Genomic DNA, 25,041 nt, shown 5'->3' with positions numbered 1-25,041 from the left:
CCCCACCCATTGACCTGCCGTCAGTAAATCTATACCCAAAGGCCGTTCGTCCATCCGGCGTAGGGCGCGACGGGGCTACCTCGCGACGAACTGGGTCAGGATCGCCTGGACCTCGTAGATGTCGACGCCCTTGGTGAAGGTCTTCTCGATGGGGGTCGGGGTGCCGGAGATCCAGATCTTGAGTTCGGCGTCGAGGTCGAAGGTGCCGGCCGTTTCCACCGCGAAGTGGGTGATGCTGCGGTACGGGACGGAGTGGTATTCGGTCTTCTTGCCGGTGATGCCCTGCTTGTCGATCAGGATGAGGCGTCGGTCGGTGAAGAGGATGGTGTCGCGGATCAGGAGGAAGGCCGCGTGGACCTGTTCGCCGTGGCCGAGGAGGCGGGCGTAGTCCTGCTGGGCGGATGCGGGGTCCACGGTGTGCGCGTTGCCGAAGAGTGCCATTGTTTACTCCCTCACCTGTATTGATCTCGTGTTCGTCGGTCGAGCTGCGTTGGCGCGCCAGCCGGACGCCGTCTCATACGGACTGAGTAACCGAACTCCTGTCAGGGCAAGCAGGACCGGCCCGCCTTGACACGTCGCTTCATGCGAAGCACATGACATTGTTCTCCGGGGCCAGCAGCCAGCGGAAATGGTCGACGAGCGGTTCCACGGTGCTCGGGTCACGCAGCAGCACTCCGAGCTCGATGTTGTGGGACAGAGCCCGGTCGGTGAGGTTGGCGCTGCCCAGAAAGGCCGTGTGCCGGTCGGCGGCGATCAGTTTGGCATGCAATACCCCCGTACTGTCTGCACGGTGCCACATATGTACCTCGTCGGGCAGCGCTGCGAAGGCCACCGAGGCCTGTGTGGACTCTTCGAGTAAGAGATCCACACGCACTCCCCGGTCGACGGCTCGCCGTATCTCCCTCACGACGTCACGAGCCCCGTGGGCGGCGAAGCTGGCGATCAACAACGACGACTCCGCAGAGCGGATGACGTCCACGGCGACTCCGCTCGTCAGGCGAGCCGGGGCCGACGCACTGATCGGGCCGCTGACGACCACTTGGGCCGCCCGAGGTCGGGGGAACGAGCGGATGGCCGCCAGCGCGAGAGCCAGTCCGGATCCGGGTACGCCGGGCACTTCGGTGCTCCATACGCGGATGATCTCCGTGAGCTGCTGCACCAGACCCGCCGCGTGCTGGGCGGCTATGAAACGGGTCAGCAGGGGATCACCCGGGCCGGTGATCATCCCGAAGAGATGCTCCAGAGTGACGACACGGTCCTCGGCAGGCGATCACAGAGGGCGGCAAGGAGAACCGGGAGACGCGATGCCGAGGAGCCTGTGCCGGCGGCGGGCCTGGCGCCATGGGCGGTCTCCCGATGACCGTCCAACTCACTTGGCTGGTTGTCAGCTCCTGGTTCCGTCATGGCCTGAACGCGCACTTGTCGTCCGCCAGCGTCTCCACCAGCAGGGCCCGGTCCAGGTAGTGGTTGCCTCGCTCGCAGGAGGTCTCCGCGGCGAACAGGCATGCATGACATGCCGCGCCGTGCAGCCGGGCGTGTACGCGGGGATCGTGCTCGGCGCACATGGGATCGGAGCTGCACAGTCTGGCTTCCTCAAGGGCCTGGGCGATGGCCGGCCCGAGCCGGTCGCCGCGGCCGAGCGAGACGAGTCCGCCCAAGGTGCCCTCACTGTCGGGTGCGGCGGTGTAGAGCAGGATTCCGGACATGGGGTCGGGGCCGGAGCGGGCGTAGATCCGTTCCGCTATGCCCGAGGCGCCGTAACCGCATTCCAGGGCGAACTGGCGGATGAGCACGTGGGCCAGAGTGTGCAGGAGCACGTACCTGATACCGGGCCAGCGGGGTTCGACCCGGTGGGCCAGGCACCAGTCCCGGTGCGCTGTCTTCAGTACCTCCTCGCGGGCGCGTACGGCGGGCTGGCTTTCCCACTCCGCGACTTGGTGCTCCTTGAGCGCGAGGAACACGCCCTCGCCGCGCAGTTCGGCGCACGGCACCCAGGTGGAGGGATTGCGGCTCAGCGGGGCGACCTTGCGGGTGCGGCCGTCGTCCTCCGGTAGCCATTCGGGAGCCTCTATGCGGGTGAAACCGGTGAGGGCCGAGACCTCGCGGAGCCGGTGGACGAGGACGACGCTGTCGAGCCAGTCGGCGGTACCGTCGGGCACCCGCCGTTCACGGACGGTGGTGAAGTCCGGCAGTGAGTGGTCACGGGGGTGAGTGAAGGCACGCCACTCGGGCGTGATGAGGTCGAACTCCTCTTCTTCGTCACTCTGATCCCCTGCGGCCGCCTGTGCTTCCCTGGTGACCGCGGCCCAGACGGCGTCCGCTCCGTACTGTTCCAACTCGGGCCAGCACGCCTGCGTCGGCAGCAGCATCTTCGCGGCGTCCGCGGGAACGGCGGCGAGCGGCGACAGCAGGCTCCAGTGTTCCCTGACCGCCTGGGTGAGCGGCTCCTCGGCGCGGGGGATGCTGAACACGCGCAGCTGGGAGGCGAACCAGCTGTTGGTGGCTCCCAGCACCATCGTGCGTGCCTGCTCGGGACATCCGTTCGGGGCGAAGGTGCCGAGGTGCGGGTGGTGGCCACGGCAGGCGGGCAGGTTCCGCTCACCGGCCTGGCCGAGGGCGTCGGCCATGGAGCGCGGCGGCGCCCCGCAGGTGCACCGTACGAAGACGTTGGCGGCTTCGCCCGTGGTACCGGACTCGGTCAGGCTGAGGGTGTTCCCCTCGCACGAGGCCGCGCCGCGGTGGACGAAGTACACCCAGGGGAAGTCGTCCATGTGCCCGGCCGGGCAGGCGACGAGGAAGCGGGCGGGCAGCGCGGTGGGCTGGCCCTTGCCGGCGCCGCCGCAGTTGACGTGGACGTACTTGGTCTTCTCGGGCCGGTAGGGGTTCGGCCGGAGCTGGAAGAGACCGCCCGACGCGGGGGCCAGCTGGTTGCAGCGTTCGCGTGAACAGCGCAGCCAGCGGGGGAACAGCCCGACCGGAACGCCGGTCCTGGTCCAGTCGCCGTACGGGTCCGCGGGGTTCTCCGGCAGGTGGGGCGGGGTGCGCAGGGCGGCGACCTGGCCGCCCAGCCGGCGCCGGACGGCTGCCAGGAGGCGGTCCTCGGTCAGTACCCTGGCGCGCACGGGGTCCCAGGTGTCGAGCCCCATCACCATGGTCAACAGGTTGGGCAGGTCGGTGACGGCGCCGACGCCGTAGGTGTGCAGAAGCTGGCTCGGACGCAGCTCGCCCACGCGGAGTGCTGCGGTGGTGGGGCCGGTCATGTCGTCTCCATGGGATCCGAGGGATCCGCGTCGGTGGCCGGGGCGCTGCCGTCGGTCTGCTGCCGCGGCACGTAAGGGGGTTCCTCTTCGGGCTCTTGGCCTGCGGGACCGGTGAAGATCAGCCGGATGGGAGGCTCCACCTCACGCAGTGACGTCGGGCAGGTCATGAGCCGCCAGGGGCCGCTGTCCGGTTCGAGGAGGAGCGGGGCGACGTCGCCCTGACGGCGGGCCGCGCGGTAGCCGAGGACCGCGCCCGGTGCCTTGCGTTTCTGCTCCCAGTAGTCGAGTCGCGCGTCGAGCCGGGTGCGTACGTCGTCGACGGTGTGCTGGACGTCCGTGACGTCCTTGGCGCGCAGTTCCAGGGACCGCACGGCGTGGCTGACGACCTCGCCCCGGCGGTTGACCCACTGGGCGCCGCGGTTGGGGTTGCAGTCGGGTTTGAGGTTGCGCACCAGGGAAGCCAGGACGCCGGTGAGACCCCGGTCGACGGCGCGGTCCGCGAACGGGGTCACGGACAGCGCCTCGACGTGCTGGTAGAGGGTGGCGTGGAAGGACTCGAAGGTCTCGTAGTGGGAGAGGTCGCGAGGGCGGGCCCAGTTGAGGACGGTGAAGACGAGACCGGGGGCCCGGCGCCCGACGCGGCTGGTGGCCTGAATGCACTCGGCGGTCGACTTGGGCTGGTTGTTGACGACCATGACGCCGAGCCGGGAGACGTCCACGCCGACGGCGATCATGTTGGTGGCGAGCAGGACGTCGATGGGCCGGGGCGATCCCTTGGGCCGACGGCCGAAGGTGATGTCGAGCTTCTCCAGGATGTCGGGGATGGCGTCGGAGGCCATGCGGCTGGTCAGCTCGGCCGGTTCACCGATCCGCCGTGAGGCGAGCCCTCGACGGTCTGCCCTGACGAGCCTGGCCGACACGTCGTCTTCCACGAGCCGCCGCATGCCGCCGAGGTCGCGCAGGCTGTTGAAGTAGCCGACGAGGGTCATGTACGGATCGGTCAGCTCGCTCGCACCGTACGTCTCGTAGAGGTGCTGGGCGGCGGCGAGCTGGGCGACGAACACCCTGATCGCCACGGACTTGGTCCGCACGCCTTGCGCGCAGATGCCCACGTAGCGGCGGCCGGGCGTGGTGGCGGTGTCCCGGCGGCGGGCGAAGAACGTGTCGTCGGCGCTCAGTCCGGACGGCGGGAAGACCGCTGTCCGGCGGGCGAACAGGTCGTGGATCTGCCGGTCGGCGCGGCGCACGGTGGCGGTCGAGGCGATGACCTTCGGGCGCACGGCACGGCCGTGTTCGGGCTCCCAGGTGGAGAGCCGGTCCACGGCGGTCTCGTACAGCCCGGTGAGGGAGCCGAGCGGGCCGGAGATGAGGTGCAGTTCGTCCTGGACGATCAGGTCCGGCGGGCGCACGCGCACGACGTCCACGGTGGAGGCGGCCTCGTGGCCGTTCGCCGCGGGGTGACTGGAGGACTCCCACTCCGCGTCCACGGCGGCCGGCGTGACGTAGCCGTGCCGGGTGCAGCGCCGGGAGACCTGCCCGAACAGTGCCTGTGTCTCGCCCTTCCAGGGCAGCTGCGCGAACTTGTCGACGGTGGCGATGACGAGGCTGGGCGGGTGGCGGTAGATCTCCTCGTCCACGACGAGGACCGGCAGCCCCCGTTCGTCCGGAAGCAGTCCGAAGGCGCTCACACCGAAGGGGCACTCGTAGACGTCCGGGCAGGTGACGAACGTTCGGCGGAGGGTGGTGTCGACGGTGATGTCGCGGCCCGCCTCCATCTTCGTACCGCACCAGGGGCAGCTGGTGAGCTGGTGGGGCGAGCCCAGCCGGCCGAAGCCGCCGAACCCCTTCTCCCTCTTGCGCTCCTTGACCCACTCGGCGGCCTGGTCGTTGGTGTTGTGGGTGACCCTGCCGCCCACCCACAGGCCGATGCGGAACGGGTTGCGGCCCCAGCGGTCGGGCTCCTCGCGGCGGATCACCTCGCAGGCGCAGATCAGCGCGGTGGCGCGCTGGAACTGCTGGATGGTCAGGAGCCGCAGCGTGTACCGCATGATCACGGCGACGCCGTGTTCGGCGTCGAGCCCGCCGAGGTGGGGCTTGCGCCGCCGTATGGCGAGGGTGAACGCGGTCAGACCGAGGTAGGCCTCGGTCTTGCCGCCACCGGTGGGGAACCACAGGAGGTCGGCCAGCGCGCTGCCGTCGTCGGCGCGCTCGGGATGGGCGGGGTCGGCGAGCGAGGGCAGGTTGAGCAGCAGGAAGGCCAGCTGGAAGGGGCGCCAACTGCGGTTCTTCGGCAGGTCGACCGCCCGGACCGCTTCCTCGAGCGACGTCGAGGGGGAGCGCCGCCGTTCGCCCGCGGCGATGGTGTGGATGCGCTGATGCCACATGGCACGGTTGGCGAACCGGAACGCGTCGAGCGCGTCGGGGTCGTCCCGCAGCAGGTCGATGCCGGCCTGGATGCGGTCGGCGGCACGCCCGGCGAGGCGCATGTTCTCCTCGGCCTCCGCACGATAGGCGTCGAGTCCGGAGGCCAGCTCGTCCACCGACTGCTTCTGCCGCGCGATCCAGGAGCGGTAGCCGTCCACCAGGGGCAGCAGGGCGGCGCGCAGGGGGGGCGGCCTCCAGCCTGCTCAGCTCGTTCATGTCCAGCACGAGGTCGCTGAGTTCGGGCAGGTCCTCGTCACGTGCGTCGTTGCGCGGATCCGGTACGTCGGTGTGCGGGACCTCGTACGAGGGTGTGGCCGTCGTGGAGAGGCGGACCGCGCGCCGGGGGTTCGCCGGGTCGGCCTCGGCGTGCACGCCGGTCCCGTGGCCCACGGCGAACTCGGGGTGGAACCGGTAGGTCATGGCGAGGGCACGCCGCTCGTCCTGGCCGCTGCCGGGCGGCTCGACGCTGCGGCGCGGCAGGAAGGGAGCGGTGTCCGGGGCGCCTGCCACGGTCATCGACGCCTGGAACATCCAGTGGGTCGAACCCGGCTTGTTCTCCTGCCCGTTGACCAGGAAGAGGGACACCAGCCACGAGCCCTCGTGCAGGCGGGCCCGGCCGCGCACCACGACGTTCGGGAAGTCGCGGATGTGGACCGGCTGGGCGGCCAGTCCGCCCTCCACCAGTTTCATGGTGACTTGCCCCGAGCACGGCACCCGGTGGTAGACCCGCTTCGGGTTGCCCTCGATCTTCGAGTCCCCGCGCTCGTACCGCGCCCAGGCGCAGTCGACCGTCAGCTCCGGCACCTGACTGTCCACGCGGAAGGTCAGCCCCAGCGTGGACGGGTGCAGACTCGGCATGGTGGGCGCGGACGGGTCGGGGTCCCCGCCTCCGGCTCCTGTTCGGGCGTCATGCCCGGCTCGTCGAGGGTCTCGGGCTCGACCACCTTGCCGACGGTCCGCAGCGGCGCGCCCTCCTCGTCCCGCACCCCGCCGGGAGCCAGCCGTCCGATGATGTAGTGGTCCAGCGGGTTCCCCGCCAGTTCCTCGGGCTCGTCCCCGGTGGGTCCCAGGAGGTCGCGCACGACCAGCTCGGCGAGTCGGTCGCGCAGTTGCTGCGGGGTGGGCGCGGACAGTACCGCCCCACCCGAGGCGGGGCCGGGCTCGGAATCCGGGCCGGCGAGAGGTTGCTGGGTCACGGGGCCAGATTAGGGGCGGCCACCGACAACGGGTACGGACTTCCGTGCGGAACCCGATCAGCCGCCCTCATCAGATGACGCGTCGCCCCGCTGGAAGGGGAGAGCACCGCCGTCGGCGTCCGGTCCGGACAGCCGGAGCCGCGGCCCTTCGTCGAGCCGGGCGTTCGGAGCGTACTCCCGTACCGCCGCCAGCAGGCTCGCGCGATGGTCCGCCTCGATCTCCTCGTCGTCCCGGTCCTCGGTGCCCAACTCATCAAGGAGACGTGCGATGCGCTCGGCCTCGGCCGGGTCGTCTCGGAAGAGTGCTCGCCTGCGCTCGCGCCAGCTGTCGCCGGTCACAGTCGCACCTCCGGGTATCCGCGTGCCGGGGACGCACTTTCTTCGGACGGTGAGCGGTCCTTCCCGTCGGGCAGTCCGAAGACGCGCATCCCCGGCAGGCAGCGCGGGGAGGTCGCTCCGACAGCCGTGACTACTCGTCTTCGAAGATCTCTACGGCCGTCGGGGCCGTGACGGCACGCCGGAGCCAGTGGCGCAGGATCTCAGGGTCGCCACAGCCAGTGATGCGTTCCCGGACCGCGTCGGGGACGTCGATGCCGCGCACTTCCAGGATGTCCAGGACGTCCTCGGCCCCGCGCTGAGCCCGGCCTTCGTCCCGGATTTCCTCGGAGAGGTCCGACTTGTAAAAGGAGAGGTCCACGGCCACCAGTTTCCTCCACAGATCTGCGGCCGGGTGCTTGCCCAGGCCTTGTGCGACGAGTTCGATGAACGGGCTGGCGATACTCTGCGGGGTGTCCCGCAGAGCGGTCGTCCTTGATTTCAGTACCCCAGGTAGGTGATCTGGACGATGTAGACACGTTCGCTGCGTACGACGACCTGGTATCTGAACATGCCGCCGGGGACGATGACGTCGCCCCCCTTCGGGTCGATGCCCTCGTGGGCCCGGCCGTGAATGTGGACGGCTTCGGCGGCTCTGACCAGCTCGTCCGCCTTCCTCTTCACACCAGCGAGGAACTCGGCGGGTGCGGTGCGGGCGGTTTCCTCCGCACCGAAGGCGTACTCCCACTTCCAGCTCAACCGCGCACTGCTTTCATGGCTTCGTCCAGGACGGCGCTCAGCTCCCGCAGAGCCTCCTCGGCGATGGCGGGATTTTCGTGCTCCAGCCTGCTCTGTGCCTGCGCGAAGCGGGAGGACAGAGCAGGGCGCCGGGCGATCTCGATGTCTCGGGCCCAGGTGAGGACCCAGCTCCGCACGGGGCTCAGGGACTGCCACTCCACGGCTTTGGTGAAGGCGTCGTCCTTTGTGGCCTGCATCTCGTCCAGGCGCCCCGGATCGACCACGGCGAGAGCCGTGCGCAGGGCGTCAGGAGTCTGCTCGGGACGTGGGATCAGCTCGTGTCCGTGATCGGCCTGAGTACTCATGGTGTCCTCCACAGGGTGCCCTGGCCAGGGTATCCGGACGGGGCCGCGGAGGAGCCGGACCGGGAACTGGGCAGGCCGCGAGCGGCCTGTCACGGTCGGCCCTGTTCAACGAGGGACGGCTCGTCGGTTCCGGTGTGGGGGACACCGGAACCGACACCCGCTGAGGCGCAGCCCTGGCAGTGGTGGGGGTCGGGGCCGCGGTAGGCGTGGTCGCAGGTGTCGCAGTTGCGGAGGGGGTGCCGGACGGGCTGGGGCTGCTCGGGGGCGCGGTACGGCGGGAGGGGCGGCAGTTTGGTCGTCAGGCGGTGGGCCAGGAATGCGGCGGGCCGGACCAGGGGCTCCAGCGGCAGGTCGCCGGCCAGGGCCTTGCGTACGGCGGTGGGGGTGAGGTCACGCTCCAGCCAGGCGGCAACGCCGGGGGCGAGGTGTTCGGCGTCGGTGGCTGAGAGAAGGAGGCGGGGGTCCTCGCGGCGCAGGCCGGCGAGGACGTCGGTGGCCGCCTGGAGGAGGGCGGGGGAGGTGTACGAGGGCTTCGGTACGGCAGGGAGGGCGCGGCGGCGCGCGGGTGCCTGCTGCGGGGCGGCGGTCGCGCGGCGGGTCGGGGGTTTGGGCACCTCGCTCGTTTCGGACGTGGCGTCGCGTCGGCCGGGCTGGTTGCAGGAGACCGTGCGGGTGACGATCCGGCCGGTCGGGGTGCGTTCGCGGGTGCGGCGCAGGTAGCCGTGGATCTCCAGCTCGCGCAGGGCGGCGGCGATCCGGGTCGGGCCCTCCGGGAAGCGGGCGGCGAGGGTCTTGATGTCGACGGGGGTGCCGGTGGGGAGGGACTGGATGTGGCAGGCCAGTCCGATCGCCAGCAGCGACAGGTCCGGGTGCTGGGCGAGGTGGTTGCCGATCACCGTGAAGCGGGCGGTGTGGCGGGTGTTGTCGTGGGTGACGCCGCCGGGGTGCCCCTTCGCGTGGGCGTGCCGGGAGGGGTGGTTTTTCCCGCCGATACGGGACTGGGCGTGCGGGTGCACGCTAGTGTTTTGGGTGTCCATCGGGAAGCCCTAACTTCCTTGGTGGTCAGGCCCTCGCAGTGGGATGCCAGTCCCGGCGAGGGCCGTTTGCATGTCTGAGGTTGTGTGCCGTGCTGCGCTGAGCGTAGGGCAGGCAACCCGTCACATATCCAGTTCAGTTGGTGATGTTCACTCGCGCGAGTGAGTGTGCGTCGTGGGCGGGAGGGGTGGGGCTTGGTGGGGTTTCTTTCTCTCCGGTGGTCCTTGGGAAAGACGTCCGACGGCACCGGAACACACTCGGTCGGGTTCCGGTGCCTTTGCCGTTTCCGCTGGTCAGACTGGTGGTAGATCGAGTTCCGCCCATACGGTCTTGCGGGGGACCGGTCCGAGCTTCACGCCCAGCGGTCGGCGAGGGCCTCGACGAGGAGCAGGCCGCGTCCGGACTCGGCGTCGGGGGCGGGCGGACGGCGGCGCGGGAGGTCGTCACCGCGGCTGTCCGTGACCTCGATGCGGAGGGTCGTGGCGTGGTCCAGGAGTGCGAGGCGGAAGTCGCGTCCGGCGAGCCGGCCGTGGGTGGCCGCGTTCGCGGCGAGTTCGGCGACGAGGTGTTCGGCGGCCTCGCTGACGCGGTGGGGCAGGTCCCGGTCGCGCATCCAGTCCGTGGCGAGCAGCCGGGCGAGGCGGGCACCGCGGGGCGTGGGTGACAGGAGCACGCTGAAGTGGTCGGCAGGTGACAGAAGTTGGGTGGACTTTTCGCTGTTCACGTGACCGAGCGTGGCCGGACGCGCTTACCGTGAACAGTGACAGCCCCGATACGTAGGGTGACTGTCGGAGCTTGTCGGCCGTTGTCCGGACCGTCGGAAACGGGCTTACGAGTACGGGCGTTACGGCACGGCGGTACGAAAGAGGAGTGCGGTATGTCGGTGGACGGCGAGGCGGTACGGCTCCGGACCGAGGCGGACGAGCCGGGGTGGGAGGTGGACCCGGACGACGAGTGGGGCGTGGCCGTGCTCGCCACGGTGGGTCGGCAGTTGAGGCTGCGGCGGGAGGACGTGGGGATGCGGGTCGCCGACTTCGCGGTGGCGGTGGGGTACGGGGAGGACCTGGTCTACAAGGTCGAAGGCGGGAAGCGGATTCCTCGCCAGGAGTACCTGGACAAGGCCGACGAGGTGTTGGGCGCGGGTGGGCTCGTCGCGGCGGCTTGGGAGGACGTGAAGAAGGTCCGGTATCCGAAGAGGGTTCGGGAGCTAGGGAAGCTGGAGAGCAAGGCGGTCGAGATCGCTCTGTACGAGTGCCACATCATTCCTGGGTTGTTGCAGACGCCGGAGCACGCACGATCGGTGATCGGGGCAGCGCAGCCTCCGTACTCGCCGGAGGATGTGGAACGCATGGTGGCCGCTCGCCTGGCCCGGCAATCGGTCTTCGAGCGCTCGCCCGCGCCAGCGCTCAGCTTCGTCCTGGAAGAGGGGGTCTTGCGGCGCCCTATCGGGGGCACAATGGTGTGGCGTCAGCAGCTTGAACGTCTGCTGGAGGTGGGGCGGTTGCACAATGTCGTGCTTCAGGTGATGCCGATGGACTGCGACACCCACTCCGGCCTGGACGGTCGGATCGAGCTGCTGAAGTTTCCGGACGGTACGGCCGTGGGTCGCTCGGACGGCGCGTTCAACGGCCGGACGATCTCCGAACTCAAACACTTGCGCATCCTTGAGCTGCGGTATGGCACCATCCGGGCTCAGGCGCTCTCGCCTCGGGAGTCGCTGGCCTTAGTCGAGCAACTGCTGGGAGAGACATGATCCGCAAGACCACTGCCGGGGACCTTTCCGAGCTGGCGTGGTTCAAGAGCAGCTACAGCGGCGGAAACGACGGCAACTCCTGCGTCGAGCTTGCTCTCACACCCGGCACCGTGCACGTCCGCGACTCCAAGAACGCCGACGGCCCCCGGCTGGAGCTCACGCCCGGCGCGTGGGCGAACTTCGTGGCGTACACCTCGGAGCGCTGACTCAGCAATGACACGCGCCCCGCTCCTGATTGTCACTGGGTGCGGGGCGCGTTGGGGTACGGCTCAGAACAGCGCGTCGGGGTCGGGGAACAGGCCGTCGTCAGCGAAGCCCTCGGTGGCGTGCTGAGGGCTGCGTGCGGCGGCCCGCGCCTTGGTCTTACGGGCGGCAGCCCGCCGCCGCTTCGCCTCCGGCGTGTGCAGGCCCTTGTCCAGCTCTTCCTTGTAGCGAGCGTGGTTCAGCTCAAGGAGACGGTCCAGGATTTCCGTTTGGATCTGCGGGGCGATGGTGAAGCGCACGACTCGAGGGGTCGTGTGGAAACCGTGCTTGAGGTCCAGATCGGTCCAGCCGTATGCCTCTGCTACTCGTCGGCCGGCTTGGTGCCGACGGCGAACCGGTTGGGATCCAGCATCTCCAGGAGAACGGTGAAGGAGTTGAGGAAGCCGTTGTGCGGGGTGGCGGAGAGGAACAGCCGGTGCTCGCAGTGCGGGGCCAGCAGTTTCACCGCCCGGGTGCGCTGCGAGTCGACGGCGTACCGGCCCGTGCCCGAAGGAGCACAGGTGTGCACCTCGTCCACCACCAACAGATCGAAGGCGCGCGGATACTCCGGCACCTGGGGCAGCACCTCGCGCAGCATCCGCAGCGGACGCTCACGCTTCAGCCAGTCGATCGAGACGATCAGCCGGGGATGGTGCGTCCACGGGTTGGCGTACGGGCCCGCCGCCCGGCGCAGCTCGCGCAGCAGCTTCGTGTCGACGATCCGGAAGTCCAGGCCGAACTTGTCCCGCATCTCGTCCCGCCACTGAAGGGTCAGCCCGGCGGGACACACGATCACCATGGACCGGGCGCGGTGCCGCAGCATCAGCTCCTGCATCACCAGGCCGGCCTCGACCATCTTGCCGAGACCGACGTCGTCGGCGATCAGCAGGTTCGTCCGGGGCATGGAGAGGGCGCGGACCACCGGGTCCAGCTGGTAGTCCTGGATCTCCACGCCGGAGCGGAACGGGGCCTGGAGCGCGGTCTTGTACGCGGAGGCGATGGCGCCCCAGCGCACCGCGTCCAGGAAGGCGTCCAGCCGTCCCGGATCGTCGAAGCCGTTGAGGGGAGACGGCAGCTCGTACGCGTCGTGGACGTCCGTCGCCTGCTCCAGCTCCCACACGACCCGCAGTTCTTCATCCCGGCCGTCGCTCTCCAGGGAGGACAGCCTGACCAGGTGGGTGGGGGCGGCCTCGGCGGCACGCGCCGGGTCGTCGCTCGTGGCGGTCGAGCGGACGACGTCGGTGACCACCCAGGGGCGATGGCGGACCGTGACACGTTGACCGGGGGCCGGTACCGGCGCGCTCGGAGTCTCCGGATTCGCCGACTGCGTGGTCATCTCGCTCGTCCCCCAGCTTTCACGTGCATCCCCTTCCCGGCGGTCGTAGAAGTCTAGGTGCGGAGTGGGCGGGGACACCCCGGTTGGACGGATCTGCCCGGACCGATCGGGACCACAGCGCAGAGGCCCGGAAACACGCCGGTTCCGGGCCCTCGGACGTGTGCGTGACCCGGTTCGGGGCCGGCTGCCGATCCGCCGTCGACCCGTTCTCCGGATGCTCGGGTCAGCGGGCTACGAACTGGGTGAGGATGGCCTGGACCTCGTAGATGTCGACGCCCTTGGTGAAGGTCTTCTCCACCGGGGCCGGGGTGCCCGAGATCCAGATCTTCAGCTCGGCGTCGAGGTCGAAGTGGCCGGCGGTCTCGACGGCGAAGTGGGTGATGCTGCGGTACGGGATCGAGTGGTACTCGGTCTTCTTGCCGGTGATGCCCTGCTTGTTGATCAGGATCAGCCGGCGGTCGGTGAAGAGGATGGTGTCGCGGATCAGCAGGTAGGCGGCGTGCACCTGTTCGCCGTGGCCCAGGAGGCGGGCGTAGTCCTGCTGCGCTGACGCCGGGTCGATGCTGTGCGCGTTGCCGAACAGTGCCATGAGGCATCCCCCTGCGTGAAAAGTGATCGTGCCGAGACGCTATCGGACGCGTCAGGGCCCGGGAACCTTTGTTCCCGGGCCCTGACGTCGGTGGTGCGCGGTCGTTACGCGGGCTCCGGCTCGCCGCCGAAACGCTCCTTGTACGCGTCCAGGTCGTCGTCCGTCAGCTTGGCGAAGAGGACCGGCGGGACGGTGAAGGGGGTGCCGGCGGGGACCGACGTGAGAGCGCGGGCCTCCTCGGCGGTGACCCAGGTCGCCGTGTCCTCGGCGAGGGAGAACGTCTGACGCATGGCCGCCGCCGTCGCCGGGATGAACGGCTCCGACACCACCGCGTACAGGCGGATCAGGTTCATCGCCGTACGCAGGGTGAGGGCGGCGGCGTCCTTGTCGGTCTTGATCTCCAGCCAGGGGGCCTTCTCCTCCAGGTAGGAGTTGCCCGCGGACCACAGGGCGCGCAGCGCGGCCGCCGCCTTGCGGAACTGCGTCGCCTCCATCTGGGACTCGTACTCCGCGAGGAGCCCCGTGATCTCCTCACCGAGCCGGGTCTCCGCCTCGCCGGGCTCGCCGCCCGCCGGGACCTCCTCGCCGAAGCGCTTCTTCGAGAAGGACAGGACACGGTTGACGAAGTTGCCGAGGGTGTCGGCCAGGTCCTTGTTCACCGTGGCGGTGAAGTGCTCCCAGGTGAAGGACGAGTCGTCCGACTCGGGCGCGTTGGCGATGAGGAAGTACCGCCAGTAGTCGGCCGGGAGGACGTCCAGCGCCTGGTCGGTGAAGACGCCCCGCTTCTGGGAGGTGGAGAACTTTCCGCCGTAGTACGTCAGCCAGTTGAAGGCCTTGACGTAGTCGACCTTCTTCCACGGCTCGCGGACTCCCAGCTGGGTGGCCGGGAACATCACCGTGTGGAAGGGGACGTTGTCCTTCGCCATGAACTCCGTGTAACGGACGGTGTCGTCCGCCTCGTACCACCAGGACTTCCAGTCCCGGGTCTCGCCCTCGGGCGCGGAGTCCGCCCACTCCTTCGTCGCGGCGATGTACTCGATCGGGGCGTCGAACCAGACGTAGAAGACCTTGCCCTCGGCGGCCAGCTCCGGCCAGGTGTCGGCCGGAACCGGGACGCCCCAGTCCAGGTCGCGGGTGATCGAACGGTCGTGCAGGCCCTCGTTCAGCCACTTGCGGGCGATCGAGGCCGCCAGCTGGGGCCACTCCTCCTCGTGCCGGGCGACCCACTCCTCGACCTCGTGCTGGAGCTTCGACTGGAGGAGGAAGAGGTGCTTGGTCTCGCGGACCTCCAGGTCCGTGGAGCCGGAGATCGCCGAACGCGGGTCGAGCAGGTCGGTCGGGTCCAGTACGCGCGTGCAGTTCTCGCACTGGTCGCCGCGGGCCTTGTCGTAGCCGCAGTGGGGGCAGGTGCCCTCCACGTAGCGGTCCGGCAGGAAGCGGCCGTCGGCCGGGCTGTAGACCTGCCGGATCGAGCGCTCCTCGATGAAACCGTTCTCGTGGAGACGGCGGGCGAAGTGCTGGGTGATCTCGACGTTCTGCGGCGACGAACTGCGGCCGAAGTGGTCGAAGGCGAGGTTGAAGCCGTCGTAGACCGCCTTCTGCGCGTCGTGCGCCTGCGCGCAGAACGTGTCGACCGGGAGGCCCTGCTCCTTCGCCGCCAGTTCGGCGGGGGTGCCGTGCTCGTCGGTCGCGCAGATGTACAGGACCTCGTGGCCGCGCTGGCGCATGTACCGGGAGTAGACGTCCGCCGGGAGCATGGACCCCACCATGTTGCCCAGGTGCTTGATCCCGTTGATGTACGGAAGGGCGCTGGTGATGAGGTGTCGAGCCATCGGGGGCTGCTCCCAGGTTGAAACGTACGGAACCTTCAAATCGTAGCCGACACGGGTGCGCCGCCCGCTTCTCGTTTTACGGGCTGAGAAGCGGGCGGCGCGGGGTGTGCTGGGGGTGCCCCCGTGGGGCTACGGGCGCCAGGACTTCAGGACGGCCTCGTAGAGCTCCTTGTCGGTGAGCTCCAGGGGGACGGGCCGGCGAGGAAGTGGGCCGTGTTCGGCGTCTTGAGCTTGCGGAGGTAGTCGAAGGCCTTGCTCTCCGGGTCCCCGAAGGCGACGAAGGAGAAGAAGACCGCGGGGTGGGTCTTCGCCGCCTCGGTGAGGGACTGGGTGGCGGGGGTCTTCGCGTCGGGGGCGCCGTCCGTCTGGAAGACCACCAGGGCGGGGGTGCCCGCGGGGGCGGCCTTGTCGTGCAGGGCGAGGACCTCGGCCACGGCCGCGTGGTAGCTGGTCCGGCCCATGCGGCCGAGGGAGGCGTGCAGGGTGTCGATCTTGTTCTCGTGGTCGGTGAGGGTGAGCTCGCCGGTTCCGTCGACCTCGGTCGAGAAGAAGACGACCTTGACCGTGGTGGTCTCGGGGTCGGTGGTGAGGTGGGCGGCGAGGGCGAGGGTCTGCTCGGCGAGGGCCTGTGCGGAGCCGTCCTTGTAGTACGGGCGCATGGACGCGGAGCGGTCGAGTACGAGGTAGACGTGGGCGCGGGTGCCGGTGAGGTTGTGCTCCGCGAGGGTGGTGGCGGCGGCGGTGTGGGCGGTGGTGAGTGCCTGCGGCAGCGAGGGGGTGGTCGGCTCGGCCTCGGCTTCGGTGTGGTTCCCACCCGCATCACCCGTGCGGCTTTCGTTGCCGGGTGCGGGTGGCCCCTGCGGGGCGTCCTCGCCATCGGCGGGTGCGGGCTCCGGTTCCGGCTGTGCTTCCGGGGCGGCATCCGCCACGGGCTCCGGCACCGACTCCGGCTCGGTTTCGGCCTCGGACTGGGCCGCGGCCTTCGCCTCGGTCCCTTCCTCGGCCGAGACCTCGGGCTGAGGCGTCTGCTCTGCCGCAGGTTCGGCTGCGACCTCTGCCGCGGGTTCGGTCTCTGCCTCGGCTGTGACCTCGGGCTTCGGCTGGGGCTCGGGTTCTGCCTTCGGCTCGGCTGCCTCTGCCGTGGGTTCGGTCTCTGTCTCGGCCGTGACCTCGGGCTTCGGCTGGGGCTCGGGTTCTGCCTCAGCAGCTTCGGGCGCGATTTCCGCTTCGGGTGTGGCTTCGGGCTCGACGTCGGTCTTCGCCTCGGCTGCGGGCTCGATGTTGGCCTTCGTCTCGACCTCGGGCTCGGCTGGGGTCTCGACGTCGGGCTTCGCCTCGGGCTCGGGTGTGGCTTCGGGCTCGGGCTCGGCTGGGGTCTCGACGTCGGGCTTCGCCTCGGGCACGACCGCGGCCTCGGGTGCCTCGGGCTCGGGGGTCGGCTCCGGCGCGGGGGTTTCTGGCGGAGGTGTGGTCGAGGGGGCCGGGGTGGTGGGGTTCGGGGGCGTTACCTTGTTGAAGGCCGCTGAGACGAGGTCGTGTTCGTCGGTGCGGGGTTCCGGGACGGAGGCTTCGGCCTTCGGCGTCGGCGCCGGCGTCGGTTCGGGGGAGGGGGACGGAAGCCTCGGAGCCTCTGAGGTGGCCGCGGCAGGCTTGTCGGCCGGATCGTGCGGCGTCGGGGTGGCCGCGGTCGCCTTGTCCGGCCGGGCGGATTTTTCCGCACCGTCCGTTTCGGCGACCGGCGTCGCACCCTCCGCCTCTGCGGTGCTCGCTCTGCGTGACCGGCTGAACGCGTTCCGCAGGAGAGTGAGAATGCCCATGTGCGCAACCCTTCGCATGAGTTGTAGCCCGTCAATCCCTGGCCAGGACGGACACGTAAGGTTAGCGGCCCTCGGGGGTGATCTTGGGCAGGGTCGGGTCTCGGGCGCCGCACTTGTCAAGGGCGGCATCCGGCCCGTGTGGGCCGTCGTGCCGTGATCCTGGCAACTCCCCTCATGCTGCAGCAGGTTCACTCTCCGTTCACCCCGGCGCCCGGCTACCGCACATATGTGCCCCTACGGTCACGCTGACACCCCGGGTTTCCAAGGAGAGAACACGTGCGCAAGCTGTTGCCGTTGATCGGAACGCCGTCCAGTTCGCACCCCGGCGGCCGGTCCGCCATGACCTGTCGTTTCCGGTGTGGTGACGCCTGCTTCCACGAGGTGCCCAACACCAGCTCCAACGAGTACGTCGGTGACGTCATCTCCGACGCCCTCAGCCGCCGTTCGATGATGCGGGCCGCCGCCGCCGTCACGGTCATCGCGGCCGGGGCCGGCGCGGTCGACCTCGCCGGTGCCCCCGAGGCCCAGGCGGCGCCCGCGGCAGGAGAGGGCCACGGCGACAACAAGTCGAAGGGTGCCCGCGGCCTGCGGTTCACGCCTGTCGCGCCCAACACCGCCGACGCCGTCACCGTGCCGGAGGGCTACGACCAGAACGTCGTCATCCGCTGGGGCGAACCCATCCTGCGCGGAGCGCCCGCATTCGATCCCGAGAACCAGACCGCCGCGGCGCAGGCCGGGCAGTTCGGATACAACGTCGACTTCCTCGCGCTGCTCCCCCTCAAGGGTGAGCACGGCCGGCAGGTACTCGTGGCCAACCACGAGTACACCGACGAGATCCTCATGTTCCGTGACTACGACTCCGAGAACCCCACCCGCGAGCAGGTGGAGATCGCCTGGGCCGCGCACGGGCTCGCGACGGTCGTCGTCGAGGAGGACAAGAAGAGCGGCAGGCTGACGCCCGTCACCCGGCACCACCTCAACCGGCGTCTCACGGCCACCTCCGAGTTCCGCCTGACCGGTCCCGTCGCCGGGTCCGACCTGGTGAAGACCTCCGTCGACCCGAGCGGCACCAAGGTGCTCGGCACCCTCAACAACTGTGCCGGCGGCACGACCCCCTGGGGCACCACGCTGCACGCCGAGGAGAACTTCAACCAGTACTTCGCCCACGGCAGCCGCGCCACCGACAAGCGGTACGGGATCGGTACCGGTGCCACCGACCGCAAGTGGGAGCGTTTCGACAGGCGCTTCGACCTCGCGCAGGAGCCCAACGAGGTGCACCGGTTCGGGTATGTCGTCGAGCTCGACCCGTACGACCCGGATTCCACCCCGCGCAAGCGCACCGCGCTCGGCCGGTTCAAGCACGAGGCCGCGACCGTGCGGCTGACGCACGACGGGCGGCCGGTCGTCTACTCCGGTGACGACGAGCGGTTCGACTACTTCTACAAGTTCGTCGGCGGCAAGCGGATGAAGCACGGCAGCAGCCGGGCCGCGCGCGAGCACAACCTCACGCTGCTCGACGAGGGCACCCTGTACGTCGCCAAGCTGACCGGTGACTCGCCGGCCATCGAGATCGACGGCACCGGCAAGCTTCCGAAGGACGGCGAGTTCGACGGCAGCGGTCAGTGGATCCCGCTGGCCACCGCCACCGCCGACGGTGCCGTCTCGCACGTCGAGGGCATGACCGCCGAGGAGGTCTTCGTCTTCACGCGGCTCGCCGGTGACAAGGTGGGCGCCACCAAGATGGACCGGCCCGAGGACATCGAGCCCAACCCGGTCACCGGCAAGGTCTACGTCGCCCTGACCAACAACTCCAACCGCGGCAAGGCCGGTTACGCCGCCGCCGACGAGGCCAACCCGCGCAACGCCAACAGGCACGGCCACGTCCTGGAACTGACCGAGCGCTGGAACCGGCCGGAGAGCACCCGGTTCGCCTGGTCGCTGTTCCTGGTCGCGGGTGACCCGCAGGACCCGGCGACGTACTTCGCCGGGTTCCCGAAGGACTCCGTGAGCCCCATCTCCTGCCCGGACAACGTCGCCTTCGACGACCACGGCAACCTGTGGATCTCCACCGACGGCGCCGCCCTCGGCTCGCACGACGGGCTCTTCGGTGTCGCCACGCGCGGGGACCGGCGCGGTGAGCTGAAGCAGTTCCTCACCGTGCCGAAGGGTGCGGAGACCTGCGGCCCGATCATCCAGGACCGGCGCGTGCTGGTCGCCGTGCAGCACCCGGGTGAGGTGGACGGGGCGTCGGTCGACAACCCGGGCAGCACCTGGCCCGACGGACCCGGCACGTACGTCCGGCCGTCCGTGGTCGCCGTGTGGCGTGCCGACGGGCGGGACATCGGCGTCGAGGCCGGCGCTGGCGCTGACCGGTACGCATACGGACGGGGTGCGGGCCCCCGCGGGGGCCCGCACCCCGTCCGCCTCGGGGCGTGGTGGGGCCGGCCCGGGTCAGTCGCCGCGGCGCAGCGTCAGGTCGACGACCAGCGCGCGGTGGTCGGTGTCGGCGAGGTCGAGGAAGCGGGCCCGGTCCGCGGTGAACCGCTCGGACACCAGCACGTGGTCGATCTGGGCGCCGAACGTCGGAGTGGTCCTGGTCGGCCAGGTCGGAACCCGGTGCGAGCCGCCCAGCCGGGCGGCGTCGCTGAGGCCCGTGTCGAGGATGTGCCGGAAGGCGGCGTGGTCCTGAGAGGCGTTGAAGTCCCCGGCGAGCACCGTCGGGGTCGTCCGGTCCGCGGCGGCCGCGTCGCGCAGCCTGCCGAGCTCGCGCTGCCACACGTCCACCTGGCCGGGGAGCGGCGGCACGGGGTGGGCGAGCTGGAGCCGTACCGCGTGCCCGTCGACGTCGGCGACGGCGCCGGGCATGCCCATGGTGCCGGGGACGCCGCCGGCGCCCTTGAGCGGGAAGCGGCTGAGGAGGACGGAGCCCTCGGAGCCGCCGCCCGCCACGGCCTGCCGGTGCGGATAGGCGGCCGTCAGCTCCCGCTTCAGCACCGCGTCGCAGGTGTACTCGCACTCCTGGACGAACACCAGGTCGGGTTCCTCCCGGAGCACGGCGGCGACCAGCCCGTCGGTGGCCCGGCCGAACTCGACGTTGGAGGTCATGACCCGCAGTTCGGCGACGGGCGGCCCGACGGGCGCGCCGGTCTTCCCGTACGGCTCGATGAACCAGGCCAGCAGCCCGAGCAGGGCGACGCCCCACACCGCGCCGGTCCACCACCGGGCGAGCACGGTGAACAGCAGCCCGGTGGCGGTGGGTACGAGCAGCCAGGGCAGGAACGCGAGCAACTGGGGCACGGGGGTGACGCCGTCGGTGCCGACGGCCCGGCAGCCGACGACGACGCTCACCCCGGCGAAGAGCAGGGCCGCACACCACGCGCCGAACCGCCGCCCGCCGCCGCGGCGTCCGGCGCCGTCCTCGATGGCCGTCCACTCGGCAGTCGCAGTGTCCAACGTCCGGCCTTCCGCTCGCGGGTGGGATGTACTGGGAGGTACTGGGATCCTCCCTCAAGGACGAGGGCGCACGACGGGAGGTTGCGGCGATCCGTGCTCAGACCCGCGCCCGGGGCGGGGCGGCCGTGGGAGGCGCCGTCGCCCCACGGCGCCGCAGGGCACGGCCGCCGCGCCGGGCGGTGCGACCACCGCGGAGCCCGGTCAGCCAGGAGGCGAGGGCCACCGCCAGACCCAGCGCGAGCAGCAGCCAGGACGCGGTGCGCAAGGTGGCGGTGAGGGCGTCGTACACCACGCCCGCCGCGGGGCGGGGGGCCCGCTCGGGCAGGTCGGCCAGCGTGAGGTGGCGGCCGATGGCGACGGCGACGGCCAGCAGACCGCCGCCCAGCGCGATGCCCAGCCCGGTCACGGTGACCGCGAGGCGGCGGCGGACGGCGACGGCGACCCCGGCGACGGCCAGGACGACGGTCGCCGACGGCAGAGGGAAGGCGGCGGCGTCCAGCACGCGGTACCCCTTCCGGAGCCCGGCCACCTCCTCCGCCGGCACCACCGCGATCTCGGTGTGCCGGACCGGAATGCGCTGGGCCAACGGCACGTGATCGGCGGTGAGTCGCTGCTTCACCCGGGCGGTGACGGGCGCGAGGTCGACGGTGACCGGGCCGGGGGCCGCCCGCTCGTCGCGCAGGGCGTGCAGGACGGCGTCGTGGACGGCCCGGTTCCCCGCCTCCCACGCCGTGGCGAACACCTCGGTGCGGGTGAACGAGCGGACCGCGTCGCGTACGAACGGCTCGAACGTGCTGCGCGCCGGCCCCGCGTCCAGCTCCCGCAGGACCTCGTCCCCGACGGCCTCGGCGACCGCGTCGCGTACGTGGGGGTCGGCGGCCAGCGGCGCCATCGTGTGGACGTACCGTCCGGTGTCGGCCAGCCCGTACGCCGCCCAGGCCGCGAGCGCGCCGCAGGGCGCGAGCAGGCACGCCAGGGCGACGAGCGCCGCCGACAGGGCGTTGCGCAGGCGTGCGGGGGTCGGCTCGCGGCGGGGCGGTTCGCGGCGGGGCGGTTCGGCGGCGGGAGGCATCTCTCCAGCCAAGGTGCCGGGGGCCGGACGTGCGAGCGCAGGGCGGGCATCCGGAGTACCCGCCCCGTGCCCGGCGCCCGCGATGCCGGACCGGAGGCCGCGGCGAAGGAGGCCGCGGAGGCGAACGAGGAGGCCGCGTCACTCGGTCACTCGAGGGGATGGCCCTCCGCGTCCTCGTGCGTGGAGTAGCGGTAGAACAGGAACGCGAAGACGCCCGCCGCGGTCGCCAGCCCCAGCACCGTCGACCGCAGCACGCTCGTGCCGGCCTGGTTGACGAGGAAACCGACCGCGATGCCGGCGAAGCCGCCCCACAGCACCGCGTGCATTTCGCGGCGCAGCTTCGGCGCGACTCTCAGCAGGACCGCGCACAGGACGGCGAACACCAGCGCGGTGAGGAACCCGAACAGGAGGTTCCCGCCGGTGATGGGCCCGCCGTCGCGGGCGCGGGCCGCCGCCCAGTAGCCGTAGACGAGCCCGAGGACGACGGGCACCGCCAGCTTGGCGGCGCTGTGGGCCCGGTCGCTGAAGACGTGGATCGCGCCGGGCCGCCTGCTCGGGGCCCGAGGTCCGGGTGCCGCATGAGCCATGAGAGTGCTCCTCTCCCTGCTCGCTTCCTCCTCCAGAGCACACCGGTGCGGGACCGGCGGCAAGTCGGCGTACCGACCGGATACGGCTCCACCGACCGGATGCGTGCCGTGTGGCCGCGTGCTTCGCTGGGGCGGTGCGTCAGGGCAGCAGGGGACACCACCGGCACGACCGGTACTCCCGGGCCGGTCGCAGGGACGCCGTGCACCGGTACGAACTGCTGCGCGTACGAGGACGCAGTGTCGCCTGGGTGCCCCCGCTCCTGCTGCTGGTCGCCATCGCGGTGGCCGACTACCACACCATCGGCGAGTTCCGGATCATCTCCTGGATCGTGCTGGTGCCGGGCATCGCCGCAGCGACCTGCGGGGTGTGGGGCACAGCCGTGTTCGCGGTGCTCGCCGTCGGCACCTTCGTGCTCGTGGACAGTGCCTGGCCGCACGAGTTCCAGACGGGGCTGCCCGACTTCATCCTCGTCACCGTCGGCGGCGGCCTGGCGACGCTGGCGTGCGTGGTCCGGGTGCGCGGCGAGCGCCGCGCGCTGCACATGCGGGACGTCGCCGACACGGTCCGCCGTACGGTACTGCGCCCCCTGCCACCGCTCTGGGGCGGCCTGGAGCACGCCGGCGTCTACCTCAGCGCGGACGTCGGTGCCCGGGTCGGCGGTGACTTCTACGACATCCAGCCGGGCCCGTACGGCACCCGGGTCCTCGTCGGGGACGTCCAGGGCAAGGGGCTGGGCGCGGTCGAGACGGCGTCGGTGCTGCTCGGCACATTTCGCGAGGCGAGCAGTCACGAGCCGGAGCTGACGGCCGTCGCCGAGCGCCTGGAGGAGCGGATGCTGCGTCACCGGGACTACACCAGGGCCCTCGGCCGGACCGATGTCGACCGCTTCGCCACCGCCGTGCTGCTGGGCTTCCCCGCGGGCCGCTCCGACACGGTGGAGGCCGTCGTCTTCGGCCACGAACCGCCGCTGGTGGTGCGTGCCGGCGGCGTACGGTCGCTGCCCGTGACCGGCGGCCTTCCGCTGGGTCTGCGCGAGCTGGACCCCACTCCGGCGCGCGTGCACCGGCTGTCGCTGGCCGCCGACGAGACGCTGCTGTTGGTCACCGACGGGGTGACCGAGGCGCGGAATGCCCACGGGGCGTTCTACCGGCTCGCCGAGGAGGTGGCGCGGGCGGTCACGCGGGACCCGAACCTCGCCGAACCGGCCCGGCTGGCCGCCTTCGTGCGGGAGGGGACACTCCGGCACAGTGGCGGCCGGCTGGCCGACGACACGACCGTCTTCGCCGTCCGCCGGATCCGCGCGCCCGGGCGAACGCCCCGAAGGGGGACGTTCACGGATCTGAGGCCCCCGGCGGGGGCCTCAGCGGTTACGGTGCTGGCCTGGGTGATCGACAGGGTGATCGGCAGAGGGAGGGAACCGTGTCAGGAACCACGCCCGGGACCGTGCTGCTGCTGGCGGCCTCGCCGCTGGGGCGGGGGCGGCTGGTGGACGCGGCGTCGGTGCTTCCCGTCCTCGCGGCCGTACCGCCCGCCGTGCTGTCCGGCACGGACACCGCGAACGTCGTCGAACTCGCCGACCCGCTCGAGCCGCAGGCCGTCCTGACCCGGCTGCGCGCCGCCGCGACCGCTCCCGGACCGCTCACCGCGTACGTCACCGGACAGTTGGTGCTCGACCGCCGCCAGCGCCTGCCCCATCTGGCGCTGGCCCGCACCACCGCGTCGACCGTGCGCTACACGGCGTTCCCGTGGCACTGGTTCCGGGAGGAGCTGCGGCTGCGGCCCGCGGGCGCCACGACGTTGATCCTCGACCTGCACGCGGGCCCGGAGGCCTGGCAGGCACTGAGTTCCCCGCAGGCACCGGGGCTGCTGCCCCACCAGCAGTCCGGCCCGCAGGCCCCGGTGCCGGTCCCGGCGCCGCTCGCGCTCGACTCCGGCCGCGACACCGCCGTGTACGGCCGCGTCGCGCCGCCGCCCTCCCGTCGTACGGTCGCGGCACCGGCGTACATGAAGGCGGTCGCGACACTGCTGCGCAGCGGACGGCGCCCGTCGAACGAGGAACTGCACCAGCGGGCGCTGACCCGGGTCGCCGCGGAGAGTGCGCACCCCGGTCTCGTACTGGCGCGGCGCGGGTCCGGGCCCGCCCCGGGGGACCCGCACGCGGCCATCACGGCGGCCGTGCGGTCCGGCCGCCACGTGGACGCCGACGCGCTCGCCGCGCGCCACGAGCGCAGTGCCGTCCTCGCGTACGGGCCCGCCTCCGAGGAGGCGCTGCACTGGACCGAGGTCCGTGCCGATCTGGCGATGCTGGCCGGGGACGCGGCGCTCAGCTGCCGTACCTGGCTGACGGTGGCCGCCGCACGGCTGAACACCGGCCAGGCGGTGGACGCGTCCGTCGTCGAGACGGCCGTGGACCGGGCGCACCACCAGTGGGGTCGGATCGAAGACCCGGTAAGGGCCCGCGAACTCGGCCCGCTGCTGGCGGAGTTGCGTATCCGCGTACCCGGACGGCAGCAGGGTGCCCTGGACCATGTGCGGCGGCAGCTGAGCCAGTTGCAGACGCAGAGCTGAACATTCCGCGCCGGACAGCCCGCGCCGAGCCGGTTGGCCAAAGCTGCTGACGAACCCTCCCCCTGGAGCAACGGCGGTGTGATGATGGTGAGTTGTGGCTGAGGGGGACAGCATGGCCAACCAGGGTATTCGGGTACGGCTGGACGGTAGGGCGAGCGAGAACGACGTCGGGGCGCTGCGCAAGTGGCTGGAGCGGGAGAAACCGCTCTACGAATTGCTGCGCGCGGGCGAGTTGCAGATCCAGGAGCGGCCGAGGACGGACGAGACCGGATCCCCGATGGGCCTCGGCATGGACATCGTCGTCCTGATCGTCGGCGCGGGCGCGGGCGCGGTCTTCACGGAGTTGCTGGAACAGGTCAAGAAGGCCGTCTCGGCCTGGCGGGCCAACCGGCGCGACGTCGAGGACGGCGAACCGCCGGTGGGCAGAGTCGAACCGGTGAACCTCGACGACAGGTAG

At 71.0% G+C, this 25,041-nt stretch carries 22 protein-coding genes and 4 pseudogenes; 7 read left to right on the top strand and 19 right to left on the bottom strand.

What is annotated here, in order from left to right; translation table 11 throughout:
- Positions 1–75 precede the first annotated feature (75 nt).
- From WJ438_RS19765 to drmA, 4 genes are all read right to left on the bottom strand, one after another.
- Positions 76–441 carry a PH domain-containing protein gene (locus tag WJ438_RS19765; protein ID WP_190198050.1) on the bottom strand — a complete coding sequence of 122 codons (366 nt, stop codon included), beginning with the start codon at positions 439–441 and terminating at the stop codon, positions 76–78.
- Between the two features lie 139 nt (positions 442–580).
- Complete coding sequence (drmC, locus tag WJ438_RS19760; RefSeq protein WP_406726430.1) at positions 581–1,225, bottom strand: DISARM system phospholipase D-like protein DrmC; 645 nt, start codon at positions 1,223–1,225, stop codon at positions 581–583.
- Positions 1,226–1,400: 175 nt separating this feature from the next.
- Positions 1,401–3,260, bottom strand: coding sequence for a DrmB family protein (drmB, locus tag WJ438_RS19755; RefSeq protein WP_406726429.1), 1,860 nt, complete (start codon positions 3,258–3,260; stop codon positions 1,401–1,403).
- Positions 3,257–5,854 carry a DISARM system helicase DrmA gene (drmA, locus tag WJ438_RS19750; RefSeq protein ID WP_406729743.1) on the bottom strand — a complete coding sequence of 866 codons (2,598 nt, stop codon included), beginning with the start codon at positions 5,852–5,854 and terminating at the stop codon, positions 3,257–3,259. The genes drmB and drmA overlap by 4 nt, the downstream gene beginning before the upstream one ends.
- Before the next feature lie 248 nt (positions 5,855–6,102).
- Between drmA and WJ438_RS19745 the strand changes: the two genes are divergently transcribed.
- Positions 6,103–6,408: a hypothetical protein gene (locus WJ438_RS19745; protein WP_406726428.1), complete on the top strand. Its 306-nt coding sequence runs from the start codon at positions 6,103–6,105 to the stop codon at positions 6,406–6,408.
- Positions 6,409–6,508: 100 nt separating this feature from the next.
- Here the strand turns inward: WJ438_RS19745 and WJ438_RS19740 are convergent, their stop codons facing one another.
- From WJ438_RS19740 to WJ438_RS19710, 7 genes and pseudogenes are all read right to left on the bottom strand, one after another.
- Positions 6,509–6,880 carry a hypothetical protein gene (locus tag WJ438_RS19740; RefSeq protein ID WP_406726427.1) on the bottom strand — a complete coding sequence of 124 codons (372 nt, stop codon included), beginning with the start codon at positions 6,878–6,880 and terminating at the stop codon, positions 6,509–6,511.
- 57 nt (positions 6,881–6,937) lie between these two features.
- Positions 6,938–7,219 (bottom strand): hypothetical protein, encoded by a 282-nt coding sequence (locus WJ438_RS19735; RefSeq protein WP_406726426.1) that lies wholly within the window; start codon positions 7,217–7,219, stop codon positions 6,938–6,940.
- A gap of 130 nt (positions 7,220–7,349) precedes the next feature.
- Positions 7,350–7,703: pseudogene (locus WJ438_RS19730) on the bottom strand (hypothetical protein); the annotation flags it as partial.
- Positions 7,697–7,954 (bottom strand): hypothetical protein, encoded by a 258-nt coding sequence (locus tag WJ438_RS19725; RefSeq protein ID WP_381204925.1) that lies wholly within the window; start codon positions 7,952–7,954, stop codon positions 7,697–7,699. The pseudogene WJ438_RS19730 and the gene WJ438_RS19725, both read right to left, overlap by 7 nt.
- Positions 7,951–8,298, bottom strand: coding sequence for a hypothetical protein (locus tag WJ438_RS19720; protein ID WP_381204923.1), 348 nt, complete (start codon positions 8,296–8,298; stop codon positions 7,951–7,953). Before WJ438_RS19720 ends, WJ438_RS19725 begins: the two co-directional genes overlap by 4 nt.
- Before the next feature lie 89 nt (positions 8,299–8,387).
- Positions 8,388–9,335, bottom strand: coding sequence for a helix-turn-helix domain-containing protein (locus tag WJ438_RS19715; RefSeq protein ID WP_406726425.1), 948 nt, complete (start codon positions 9,333–9,335; stop codon positions 8,388–8,390).
- A 291-nt stretch (positions 9,336–9,626) separates the two neighbouring features.
- Positions 9,627–10,057, bottom strand: a pseudogene (locus tag WJ438_RS19710) (ATP-binding protein).
- A gap of 153 nt (positions 10,058–10,210) precedes the next feature.
- On the opposite strand from WJ438_RS19710, the gene WJ438_RS19705 reads away from it, so the two are divergent.
- Positions 10,211–11,086 (top strand): helix-turn-helix domain-containing protein, encoded by an 876-nt coding sequence (locus WJ438_RS19705; protein ID WP_406726424.1) that lies wholly within the window; start codon positions 10,211–10,213, stop codon positions 11,084–11,086.
- Positions 11,083–11,292, top strand: a complete 210-nt coding sequence (locus WJ438_RS19700) for a DUF397 domain-containing protein (protein WP_406726423.1) — start codon at positions 11,083–11,085, stop codon at positions 11,290–11,292. Before WJ438_RS19705 ends, WJ438_RS19700 begins: the two co-directional genes overlap by 4 nt.
- A 63-nt stretch (positions 11,293–11,355) precedes the next feature.
- Here the strand turns inward: WJ438_RS19700 and WJ438_RS19695 are convergent, their stop codons facing one another.
- From WJ438_RS19695 to WJ438_RS19675, 5 genes and pseudogenes are all read right to left on the bottom strand, one after another.
- On the bottom strand, positions 11,356–11,589 hold the full coding sequence (locus WJ438_RS19695) for a hypothetical protein (RefSeq protein ID WP_406726422.1): 234 nt from the start codon (positions 11,587–11,589) through the stop codon (positions 11,356–11,358).
- A 62-nt stretch (positions 11,590–11,651) separates the two neighbouring features.
- The gene (locus WJ438_RS19690; RefSeq protein ID WP_406726421.1) at positions 11,652–12,665 is read right to left on the bottom strand and encodes an SNF2-related protein; all 1,014 of its coding nucleotides are present in this window, start codon (positions 12,663–12,665) and stop codon (positions 11,652–11,654) included.
- A gap of 223 nt (positions 12,666–12,888) precedes the next feature.
- Entirely contained in the window at positions 12,889–13,254 is a 366-nt protein-coding gene (locus tag WJ438_RS19685) for a PH domain-containing protein (protein WP_406726420.1), read from the bottom strand.
- Between the two features lie 104 nt (positions 13,255–13,358).
- The gene (gene metG / locus WJ438_RS19680) at positions 13,359–15,086 is read right to left on the bottom strand and encodes a methionine--tRNA ligase (RefSeq protein WP_406726419.1); all 1,728 of its coding nucleotides are present in this window, start codon (positions 15,084–15,086) and stop codon (positions 13,359–13,361) included.
- 129 nt (positions 15,087–15,215) lie between these two features.
- Positions 15,216–16,903, bottom strand: a pseudogene (locus WJ438_RS19675) (VWA domain-containing protein).
- 276 nt (positions 16,904–17,179) lie between these two features.
- Between WJ438_RS19675 and WJ438_RS19670 the strand changes: the two are divergent.
- Positions 17,180–19,252, top strand: a pseudogene (locus WJ438_RS19670) (PhoX family protein); the annotation flags it as partial.
- 102 nt (positions 19,253–19,354) lie between these two features.
- Here the strand turns inward: WJ438_RS19670 and WJ438_RS19665 are convergent.
- The 3 genes from WJ438_RS19665 to WJ438_RS19655 form a co-directional block, all read right to left on the bottom strand.
- A complete protein-coding gene (locus WJ438_RS19665; protein WP_406729742.1) occupies positions 19,355–20,356 on the bottom strand; it encodes an endonuclease/exonuclease/phosphatase family protein in 1,002 nt (333 codons plus the stop codon).
- Between the two features lie 97 nt (positions 20,357–20,453).
- Positions 20,454–21,428, bottom strand: a complete 975-nt coding sequence (locus tag WJ438_RS19660; RefSeq protein ID WP_406726418.1) for a hypothetical protein — start codon at positions 21,426–21,428, stop codon at positions 20,454–20,456.
- A 146-nt stretch (positions 21,429–21,574) separates the two neighbouring features.
- Positions 21,575–22,015, bottom strand: coding sequence for a hypothetical protein (locus WJ438_RS19655; protein ID WP_406726417.1), 441 nt, complete (start codon positions 22,013–22,015; stop codon positions 21,575–21,577).
- 134 nt (positions 22,016–22,149) lie between these two features.
- On the opposite strand from WJ438_RS19655, the gene WJ438_RS19650 reads away from it, so the two are divergent.
- The 3 genes from WJ438_RS19650 to WJ438_RS19640 all read left to right on the top strand — a co-directional run bounded on the left by WJ438_RS19650 (position 22,150) and on the right by WJ438_RS19640 (position 25,041).
- Positions 22,150–23,619 carry a PP2C family protein-serine/threonine phosphatase gene (locus WJ438_RS19650; RefSeq protein ID WP_406726416.1) on the top strand — a complete coding sequence of 490 codons (1,470 nt, stop codon included), beginning with the start codon at positions 22,150–22,152 and terminating at the stop codon, positions 23,617–23,619.
- Positions 23,502–24,584 carry a hypothetical protein gene (locus WJ438_RS19645; protein WP_406726415.1) on the top strand — a complete coding sequence of 361 codons (1,083 nt, stop codon included), beginning with the start codon at positions 23,502–23,504 and terminating at the stop codon, positions 24,582–24,584. Before WJ438_RS19650 ends, WJ438_RS19645 begins: the two co-directional genes overlap by 118 nt.
- 112 nt (positions 24,585–24,696) lie before the next feature.
- Entirely contained in the window at positions 24,697–25,041 is a 345-nt protein-coding gene (locus WJ438_RS19640; protein WP_406726414.1) for a hypothetical protein, read from the top strand.

The organism is Streptomyces sp. GD-15H (genome assembly GCF_045291515.1).
Lineage (GTDB): Bacteria > Actinomycetota > Actinomycetes > Streptomycetales > Streptomycetaceae > Streptomyces.
Note: the sequence above shows the minus strand (reverse complement) of the source record. Positions and strands in the feature narration are given on the sequence as shown.